This window comes from Aestuariicoccus sp. MJ-SS9 (genome assembly GCF_032586235.1).
GTDB lineage: Bacteria > Pseudomonadota > Alphaproteobacteria > Rhodobacterales > Rhodobacteraceae > Aestuariicoccus.
The window spans coordinates 182,399-190,976 of record NZ_JAWHTD010000006.1 but is presented as its reverse complement, the minus strand read 5'-3'; the positions used below and the strand labels follow the sequence as shown (position 1 = coordinate 190,976).

7 protein-coding genes and 4 pseudogenes are annotated in these 8,578 nt (G+C 62.4%); 5 read left to right on the top strand and 6 right to left on the bottom strand.

Annotation, left to right across the window (positions count from 1 at the left end):
• Both RXV88_RS06965 and RXV88_RS06960 read right to left on the bottom strand, forming a co-directional pair.
• A partial coding sequence (locus tag RXV88_RS06965; RefSeq protein WP_316291449.1) for an Ig-like domain-containing protein occupies positions 1-437 on the bottom strand: 437 nt, incomplete at its 3' end.
• A gap of 312 nt (positions 438-749) precedes the next feature.
• Positions 750-2,069: a polysaccharide biosynthesis/export family protein gene (locus RXV88_RS06960; protein WP_316291447.1), complete on the bottom strand. Its 1,320-nt coding sequence runs from the start codon at positions 2,067-2,069 to the stop codon at positions 750-752.
• A gap of 227 nt (positions 2,070-2,296) precedes the next feature.
• On the opposite strand from RXV88_RS06960, the gene RXV88_RS06955 reads away from it, so the two are divergent.
• Entirely contained in the window at positions 2,297-3,547 is a 1,251-nt protein-coding gene (locus RXV88_RS06955; RefSeq protein WP_316291446.1) for a glycosyltransferase family 4 protein, read from the top strand.
• 1 nt (position 3,548) lies between these two features.
• Here RXV88_RS06955 and RXV88_RS06950 read toward each other — a convergent pair whose 3' ends face one another.
• The 4 genes and pseudogenes from RXV88_RS06950 to RXV88_RS06935 all read right to left on the bottom strand — a co-directional run.
• Positions 3,549-4,454 (bottom strand): sulfotransferase, encoded by a 906-nt coding sequence (locus tag RXV88_RS06950; protein ID WP_316291445.1) that lies wholly within the window; start codon positions 4,452-4,454, stop codon positions 3,549-3,551.
• Entirely contained in the window at positions 4,451-5,518 is a 1,068-nt protein-coding gene (locus RXV88_RS06945; protein WP_316291444.1) for a glycosyltransferase family 4 protein, read from the bottom strand. The genes RXV88_RS06950 and RXV88_RS06945 overlap by 4 nt, the downstream gene beginning before the upstream one ends.
• 258 nt (positions 5,519-5,776) lie before the next feature.
• Positions 5,777-6,289: pseudogene (locus RXV88_RS06940) on the bottom strand (transposase); the annotation flags it as partial.
• 14 nt (positions 6,290-6,303) lie between these two features.
• A pseudogene (locus RXV88_RS06935) lies at positions 6,304-6,468 on the bottom strand (IS3 family transposase); the annotation flags it as partial.
• Between the two features lie 385 nt (positions 6,469-6,853).
• Between RXV88_RS06935 and RXV88_RS06930 the strand changes: the two are divergent.
• The 4 genes and pseudogenes from RXV88_RS06930 to RXV88_RS23695 form a co-directional block, all read left to right on the top strand.
• Positions 6,854-7,021, top strand: a pseudogene (locus RXV88_RS06930) (transposase); the annotation flags it as partial.
• A gap of 20 nt (positions 7,022-7,041) precedes the next feature.
• Positions 7,042-7,671 (top strand): hypothetical protein, encoded by a 630-nt coding sequence (locus RXV88_RS06925; RefSeq protein WP_316291443.1) that lies wholly within the window; start codon positions 7,042-7,044, stop codon positions 7,669-7,671.
• Positions 7,574-8,383, top strand: coding sequence for an ATP-grasp fold amidoligase family protein (locus tag RXV88_RS06920; RefSeq protein ID WP_316291442.1), 810 nt, complete (start codon positions 7,574-7,576; stop codon positions 8,381-8,383). Before RXV88_RS06925 ends, RXV88_RS06920 begins: the two co-directional genes overlap by 98 nt.
• Before the next feature lie 36 nt (positions 8,384-8,419).
• Positions 8,420-8,557 (top strand): annotated as a pseudogene (locus tag RXV88_RS23695) (DUF6880 family protein); the annotation flags it as partial.
• Positions 8,558-8,578: the final 21 nt, after the last annotated feature.

Below are 8,578 nucleotides of genomic sequence, written 5' to 3'. Positions count from 1 at the left end.
CTCACCACCTGTCCGTCCTCGACGCCGCTCGTGCCGCCCGAGAGCCGTACCGCCCCGTCCTCGCTGTCGTCGAGGATGTTGTCGCCGGTGAGCGCGTCGACCGTCACGACGGGCGCGGTACTGTCGATCTCGATTGTCACAGGGTCAGAGATCAGCATGCGGTTGGCGTGGATCGAGGTCGCTTCGAAAACGTGCGGGCCTTCATCGAGGGTCGGCGTCTCGTATCTCCAGTTGCCGTCTGTATCGGCGGTAACGGTGTCCACCTCGACGCCGTCCAGAACGATGGTCACGAGGTCGTCCGGTGACGAGGTGCCGAACAAGGTCAGCGTCTGGTCGCTGGTGATGTTGTCGCCAAGAATACCGGTGTCAGCTGAAAATCCGGTGATGGCTGGCGCCTTGCCCTTGGAATTGCCCGGGGAAGTGGAAGGTTTTGGCATGGCTCAAATTTTTCAACTACTCGTCTAAAGTTAGGTCACCGCAATCAAGAAAACGAACGAAGTTCTCGGAGCAAATCCCGAATCGGCACTGTGTTGAACATAACACAGTCCAGTCTGTTTCCCTTACGGAAACACGTGCCAGGGGCCCGGGAAACCGTCGGGTGTCCGGAGCTGCCAATAGGTGTGTCTCGTCTCTCTGCGACCTTGAGGGGGATCCAGCAGGCGTCGTCAATGGGCCGCCGTGCCGGGCCCCAGAGGCTTCGCGCCGTCACAGCGTGAGGGCCACCTTGGACGCGTCGGAGTGTCGGAAGCTTACTGCACCTCGGTTGGCCGATATTCGAATTCGATTACGTCGCCCGGCGCGACGAGCATGTCCCATTCAGCGGGAATGAGCATCTCTTCGGCGTTGGTGGTGCGGTAGATGTTGACCGCAATCGCGAACTCGGAGTCCTGGGGCGTGACCCCGGCCTGGAGCGGCATCTGCATGTCGAGCGTCGCAAGGCGCACCTTGATATCGCGCGCCTCCTTGGCGGCGCGGATCATGTCGGCAAGCGCATCGACCCGGGCCTCGGCTGTAGCGGCCGCCGCACGCTCCTTGTTGCGGGCGATGTCCGTGCGTACTCGGTAGGCTTCGGACGTGGTTTCAAGAGCACGGGTCGAGAAGGACAGCAGGCTGCGCTGCGCCTCGGTGACGGAATTCGCGGGGACGATGCCGCGCGCCGCGAGTTCACGGGCGCGTTGATATTCTTCCTCGTAGGTCTTCAGGGTCTCCGTCGTGACCTTTTCAAGCTCGTTGAGCACGCCGAGACGATCTTCCATCTGCTGAAGCGTGAGATCCGCGGCGTTTTCGTTCAGTTCGCGGAATTTTTCACGCGCGGCCAGCCATTGCGCAGACACGTCCGTTTCGCTCTCGCCGGACGCATTGATCGGCACCTCGCCGTCGATCGCAGCAAGATCGGATTGCAGGCGGGCAAACTCGGATTCGATGACCGACAGGCGCTCCTGCAAAATTCTGCGTTCGCCCAGCAGTTTGGTGATATCTGCCTTCTCGGTATTCGCGGGACCGGGACCGATACCGCCGGCGACGACCAACGCCTGTCGGACCGTCATGCCGGGACGGAAGGCCTGCGCGCCCACCATCTGGACGTGACCGGTCAGGAAAACCGGGCGGTATTCGGCGAGGGACAAGAAGACATTCGCGGGTTCGGCCTTGAACCAGATGCTCTGATTGTCGGCCGTCTGCAGGCGCAGGGGCTGCAGGCTGAGAGCGCCGGAGACATCGTTTTTCAACTGGTCGATCGTTAGGCCTTGGGCCGCAACCCTTCCGATGACGGGCAAGTTGACGAAGCCTTCTGCATCGACGATTGAGATCGTGTCGAGGTCGCCGGCTCCGATGACGGTCAGCGATACTTTATCACCGGGCGCCAGCGTGATCTCTGCCTGACTGCTTGTCGCAGCGGAAAAAACCATTCCTGCGAGCAAAAGCGCAACGCCGCCCTTCGGTGACACGGGTCTGGACATGGGCAACCTCCTATCGAACACGAATGCGGTAGACTCGTCGGTCAGGTTCACCATCTGCATCCGGGCCAGCCAGGCGACGACCGCTCTCACCGCGGTCCGTCGAACCTTCATACCTTCCGACACCTTTGCTGTTGATTGGACCAGAACATGCACGGCAGTGCAATGCGTTACTCGCCCTCCGCCATTTTGCGCGCGGCAAGGCAAAACTCATGCACAACTTGGGGCGCGGATGGTGGGCGGATAATGGAAAACGATCGGGCTTCGTGGCACAAAGGCGTTGCCGAGGCCGCCCAATTTTCCGAAACTGGCAGGGCCGGAGCCGTTCTCGTCGCTTGTCAATGTCAAAAGCGGCCCCTGAAGGAAGGAAGCGCAAGGTCGACACGCCCACACACAAGGTCGAAGACGTGGTCATCGTCGGTGATTTCGCGGATATCACCGGCGGTCAGGCGAAGGTGGCCATAGATTCCGCGCGGCTTCTGGCCGACGCGGGTATCCGGGTAACCTTCTTCGCGGCCTGCGGACCGGTTTCGCCGCTGCTCGATCATCCGCGCATCGAGGTGGTCTGCCTGAACCAGCTCACGATCCTCGATGACCCGGATCGCCTGCGCGCAATGCGGCGCGGGCTTTGGAACGGACCCGCCTTGTCGGCGTTGCGCAAGACCATCGAGGCCAAGGATCCCGAACGCTGTGTGCTCCATTGCCATGGGTATGCCAAGGCGCTGTCGCCCGCCATCGGCCGCACTCTCGCAAGGGGGCCGTTACGCTCCGTGTTCACCATGCACGAGTACTTCCTGGCCTGCCCCAACGGCGGCTTCTTCAACTATCCGCGTAACGAGATCTGCACGCTGCGCCCCCTTGGGCCGGCCTGCCTGAGCACCAACTGCGATTCCCGGCGCGCCGTGCACAAGGCCTGGCGCGTGGCCCGCGGTTTTGTAGCTCGAGGGCCGGGGCTTTTGCCGGGCGGTCTGAAAGACGTCATCTACATCTCGGAGACCCAACGCCGCGCGATGGCGCCCTACCTTCCGTCGTCAGCGCGGCTGCATCATGTCTCCAATCCGGTGGAGCCCGGCGGCCCTCACGTAGACGTGGATGCCAACAAGTTGCTGGTCTTCGTCGGGCGCCTCGCGCCCGAGAAGGGCGGATTACATCTTGCCCAGGCGGCGCGGCGTCTTGGATTGCCGGTACTGTTCGTAGGTGATGGTCCCGAAGCGGAAGCCATCCTGGCCGCCAATCCCGATGCAGAGATCACCGGCTGGGTGCGCCCGGAAGAGGTTCAGCTCCACCTGTCCCAGGCCCGTGCCCTGGTGTTCCCCAGCCTTTGGTACGAAGGCCAGCCCCTAGTTCCCATCGAGGCGCTGCTGCGCGGGATCCCAGTGGTTTGCGGCATGTGGAGTGCGGCCGCCGAGACGGTGCGAGACGGGGAAGACGGGTTGATCTATCAAAAGCCGTCGGTCGACGATCTCGCGGCGGCGCTCAAACTCTTGCCGACGCTTGGCGCGTTCGACAGCGGCGCGCTCGCGGAAGAGGTGTCGCCGCAGGCGCATCTGCGCAACCTGCTGGCGATCTACGACGAGATGCTGACGCGCTGACTCAGCCTGACCATTCCGAGAGATCGAGGTCGAAGTCTCGCGCGAGCTGGGCGTTGTGCTCGAGGAACTCGGCGCGTAGCGCGGCGAGATTGTCGCGCGTGTCAGGCGTGCGAGCGGTTTTCGTCGTGTTGAGAAGCCGGTAGGCGCGGCGCAGAATGTTGTAGGTCGCGCCCTTGGGCAGCGAGGCGCGCAGCGCGATGTTTAGGCGCTGCAGCAGGCGAGAGCGCGGCACGTAGCTCTCGTTTTCAACCTCGAAGCGGAAGCTGTCGTAAAACGCAGAATCGAGATCGAGCCACATAGCGAGCCGCGTCATCAACCCGCGGGGGTCGCGCCGCAACTCGTCGAAGGTCACGACGCGAAAGCGATCCGGACCCAGCCGTTCGCGCCAAGGCCGCAAGTGCACTGCGTAGCGCGCGTTGGACAGCGCGTTTTCCGCCAGCTCGTTACCGGAGAACGATGCGCTACCTTCGCGGATCGCCGCGAGAAAGTCTTCGAAAGTCATCTCCGCCGGAATGTAATTCCAGTTGTTCTGGAAGTAGGTGAAAAGCGAATGGATCTGTTCCGCCGGTTCGCGCAGGACAAAGAGGCATTTTGGACGCGTATGCAGGTTCGGGATCTGGTCGAGCGCCGCGCGCTGGTAGATGTAAGCGGGCGTGGATTCGAAGATCACCCTTGGGTGCGCATCCTCAGGAACGGGGAAAAAGGCCTCATAACCTGCCAACTCGTTGGTGATGTTCGCATCCGGGCGGAAGAGATGGGACGTGGGATCGGCAAAATAGCAGGTTTCCTTTTCCGTCGACCCAAAGGCGTCCGGGTGGGCGGCGAGCCATCGGTGCAACGAACTGGTGCCGGCCTTCGGGACACCCGCGATGAAGAAGTTCGGCAGCCAGGGCGCGACGGCGGTCATTTCGCCACGGCCTCCTGCATCACCGCGAAAAGTTCCCTGTGCAGCCTCGCGATGCTGAAGCGGGTTTCGAACACGTCGCGGCAGGCCGGGCGCATCGCACGCAGCGCGGATTTGTCGAGCCCGCGCAGGACTTTGGCCAGCGCCTCGGGTGTCAGATCGAAGTGATCCCCGGTCACACCGCGCGTCACCAACGCCTCCATACCGCTGCGCTCGGAGCAGATCACCGGCGTTCCATTGCGGAACGCCTCAAGAATGACGAGGGGCAGACCTTCCCAACGCGAGGGGACGATCAGCGCGTCCGCCGACCGGTGCCAGTGGTCGATTTCCGAGGGATCCACCCAGCCCACCAGGGTCGTGCCCTGCGGTATGTCGCCCGATGCGCCATCGCCTCGAACCGCACCGCCCACCACACTCAGCCTGACGTCCGGCCGGTTCGCCAGGCGCATGGCCTGCGCGAGGATATCGAAGCCTTTCTGGCGGTCCAGCCTGCCCACGAAGAGCAGGTGCAGGGCGTCCGGTTCATCGTGGAATAGATCGTCGCGCGCATCCGGTCGCGGTGGCGGGACTGCATTCTCGATTACGACGCGCCTGCCGTGATAACCCAGCGTGTCCGCAAGGTCCTTCTCATGTTGCGAAACGCAGACCGTGGTGTCGGCCAGTCCGGCAAGACGGCCTTCGACTGCCCGTATGATCCGGCTTTTAAGACCTCCGGAGGAATGGCTCGCAATGGCCCAACCGTGGGGACAATAGAGCGCCGGGCGCCGGGCGCCGGGCCCGCGCAACATGGCCAGCCCGGCAAGCGCAAAGCTGCTGTGGAAGAAACAGAGGTCTGGCTGCAGTTCCTTTATCAAGCGCCGCGTTTCATAGAGCATGGCAAGAAGCGAGAAAACACCGCGTTTCCGACGGTCGAACGTGTAGGTCTTCGCCTCGCCTCCCAGGAAATCCGCATCCTGTTCTGGCACGAGATAGTGCATCTCCACGCCCATCCCGCTCATCGCGGCGAGGGCCGCCTGATAGGTTCCGACGCCGCCCTTTGCCGTTTCGCAGACGTTAAGTACTCGCATGGATCGATGTTCCGGAACTTACAGACCAATTCGACACCCCGGCGCGCAGCAGGCGGAGCGCCCGCTGCCCGGCTCATGGTTTCGGGATCATACCCCTTGGATCGCGCAACACAATGATGGTGAGAAATGCGCGATCTTTGATTTCCGTGAGCGCAGCGTACTCTGAGCGACGACTTCGGGTGGTCATCGGAGCCTAAGGCCAATTTTTGGTCACGTCCGTCAAGCTGGTGTAATTTCCCTGGTGGCCTGAGGTCATGATCAGGCGGCCTGGGTTGCGATGCTGAGAATGGGGTCGGTTTCCTCGTGGCCGATGTTGGCGAAGGCCTCGAGCATCATGTAGCGGCTGGCGGTCTGCCATTCGTCGTTCTGTTCGAAGAGCACAGCGCCGATCAGGCGGGTGATCGAGGCCTCGTTTGGGAAGATCCCGACGACGTCGGCGCGGCGTTTCACCTCCTTGTTCAGACGCTCGATCGGGTTGGTCGAATGCAGCTTGGTGCGGTGCTGTCAAGGGAAGGCCATGTAGGCCAGCACGTCGTGCTCGCTGTCGTCCATGAGCTCGGCCAGCTTGGGCCGGCGTGACCGGAGCTGGTCGGCGACCCGGCGCCAGGTCTCTCCGGCCTGGTGGCGGTCGGGTTGATCGAAGGCCTGGCGGATCGCGGCGGCGACGACGGTGTGCTGGCCGCGCGAGACGTGGGCGAGCGCGTTGCGCATCCAATGGACGCGACACCGTTGCCAGGTGGCCTCGAAGACGCGCTCGATGGCCGCCCTGATGGGTATCCACAACAGTCCGGAGTGGTCAGGATGCGGAGCTTCTTGCCACAAGCGAGTTGTTCGTGGACAAAATTCATCGCCCAATCATCATCCGGCGCGATGGCTTCCTGGCGATCTTCACGCAACTTTGCCTTCACTTGGCGCTTCGGGAGCTTCTTGCCGAGTTGCAGGCTCAAATAGTTGCAAATTCGCCGCGTCTTGTCCGGCATCAGCACCTGTGAGACGGATTGAGGGGTCTTGGCAACGTAGGATTTCTGGCTCATCTGAACCGTCAGGAAACGAAGATGACAAAGAAATCCGGACCACCATAAGCAGCCGCTGATCTGGTCTTACAGGTTATTCACCGCAAGATACCAAAGGAGAATTCGGCGGACGAGAAGATCCGTATCGTGCTGGAGGGCCTGCGAAGAGAGGACAGCACCCTGAACGCTGCGACCCTCTACACTCTCGACTGTCAGGGCCCGTTTCACCCCGTATTCTCCAAGTAACGTACCGATTTTCGCATCCTGACGGCCGGTAACGTTTTATATTTCAGCATGTTAAAGCAGTGGGGAGGGTGTCTTCATGGATCACCTGAAGGGTGCAGACGAACCGGGTGCTGTTCGGCTTGGTTTTGACCGTCGGGTGCGGCTTGAGTTTCATGGTGTGAAGATCAGTTCGGATGGCGGTTTGTTGCTGTTCCGGGAGCTGGACGAGGTGCTCGGCCTGAATGAACTGGCAGACAGCGTGCTGCGCGCGCCGCCGGTTCCGGCATGGTGACGTCGGCGACAAAATCCGAACAAACCCGGCTCGACTGGTCTGCCCAATGGGGTGCCTATCCGTCCGAAAACCGGATCAACCCGGCTGCCAAGGCCACAATTCATGCTCAGTTCGCGCTTCTGATGCCAGAACCACCAAACTGCGGACACATGAAGCTTGATCAGTGCCCAAAGTCGCCGCAACATGGAACGGTCGGCGTTCTACTTGGGGAATTTCGGTTTGATTTCACGAGTGGCAACGTTTTCCACAAGCCAATTGGCAGGGTGACGGTCGGGGGCAAGATGTCTGCTCACCTGCGCAGCGTATTCGAGGTTCTTCCCACGGCCCTGCGGTCACGCTGGCGGCTGCGTGCAAGCGGCGTGGAAATCGGCGACCAGAAGGTCCGTCTGGCCCCGCGGCTGGACGCGCTTGTCCTTGTGGAACAGGGCCGGAGGCTCTTGGCCGAGGGGCGGCGCATCGAGGCGTTGCAGACCTTCGCCGCCGCGCTGGAACGCGATCCGCGCGTCGTGTTGCTGGATTGGGGGCTTGGCATGGCGCCGGGCGCCGGGCGCCGGCGGAATTGGCGCGCTGGAATGGCGGATCAAGACGCGCTGGCGGGAATTCCAGGAGGCCCCGAAGGATAGTGTCGCCGGCCGGCTGACGGCGATGCCGACGAAATCCGACTTCCGCAAATGGATCGTCGCGCAGGGCGTGCCCGTCAGCCGCCTGATCGCCAGAGCCGAAAACGTGCACGCGCTCGACTTTGCCGCGCTGCCCGACCGGTACATCATCAAACCGACCTTCGCCTACTCGTCCAAGGGCGTGTTCCGGGTCGACGGAACCGACGTGCGGACCCTGGCCACCTGGCGCCACCTGCCGGGCGACACCGTGGCCCGGATCGTTCGGGACAAATACGTCGAGCTTGGCCTCGCCAGCCAGGAAGTGCTGGTCGAAGAGGCCGAGCGCGACGTCATGGACCCGACGCTCGAAATCCCGCGCGATGTCAAGGTCTTCGCCGCGCGCGGCCGGGTGCCCTTTGTGCAGGTGCTGGACCGTAACGGACCAAAGGCGCGCAAGGGCATGATGACGGTGACACGGGACTGGTCGCGCCTGCCTGCGAGCGCCACCTGGCCCGAGCTGGAGCCCGAGCCCAAGCCCGAGGGGTTCGACGAGGCTATAGCGCTGGCGGAGCGGCTGTCGCTTGCCTTCCCGATGCTGCTGCGCTGGGATTTCTTCCTGACGCCGGAGGGCCCCAAGTTCTGCGAACTGACCCGGTTCCCGAACGCCGGAAAAGGGTTCCAGCCTTGGATCGAGCGCGCGATCTTCCAGCTGCTGGAGCTGGACGCCCTCTGCTGACCTGCCCGCTGTGCGGCGGTTACCGCATCAAAGAAAACCTTGAATACAAAGAACCTTGAGGCTCTAGGGGCTAGTCGGCTTGCAGAACTGCTGATGGACATCAGTTCCGTCAATGCTGCTGCCAAAAGGCTTTTGCGTCTCGAACTCGCCGGTGCGCTCGGACCAAAGGAGGTTGCCCGAGATATCTGGATTCAA

Bases quoted from the DNA above. Each gene is read 5' to 3' on its own strand.
- RXV88_RS06950 (WP_316291445.1), bottom strand. From the start codon at position 4,454: ATGACCGCCGTCGCGCCCTGGCTGCCGAACTTCTTCATCGCGGGTGTC.
- RXV88_RS06955 (WP_316291446.1), top strand. From the start codon at position 2,297: ATGTCAAAAGCGGCCCCTGAAGGAAGGAAGCGCAAGGTCGACACGCCC.
- RXV88_RS06925 (WP_316291443.1), top strand. From the start codon at position 7,042: ATGGTGACGTCGGCGACAAAATCCGAACAAACCCGGCTCGACTGGTCT.
- RXV88_RS06960 (WP_316291447.1), bottom strand. From the start codon at position 2,069: ATGAAGGTTCGACGGACCGCGGTGAGAGCGGTCGTCGCCTGGCTGGCC.
- RXV88_RS06945 (WP_316291444.1), bottom strand. From the start codon at position 5,518: ATGCGAGTACTTAACGTCTGCGAAACGGCAAAGGGCGGCGTCGGAACC.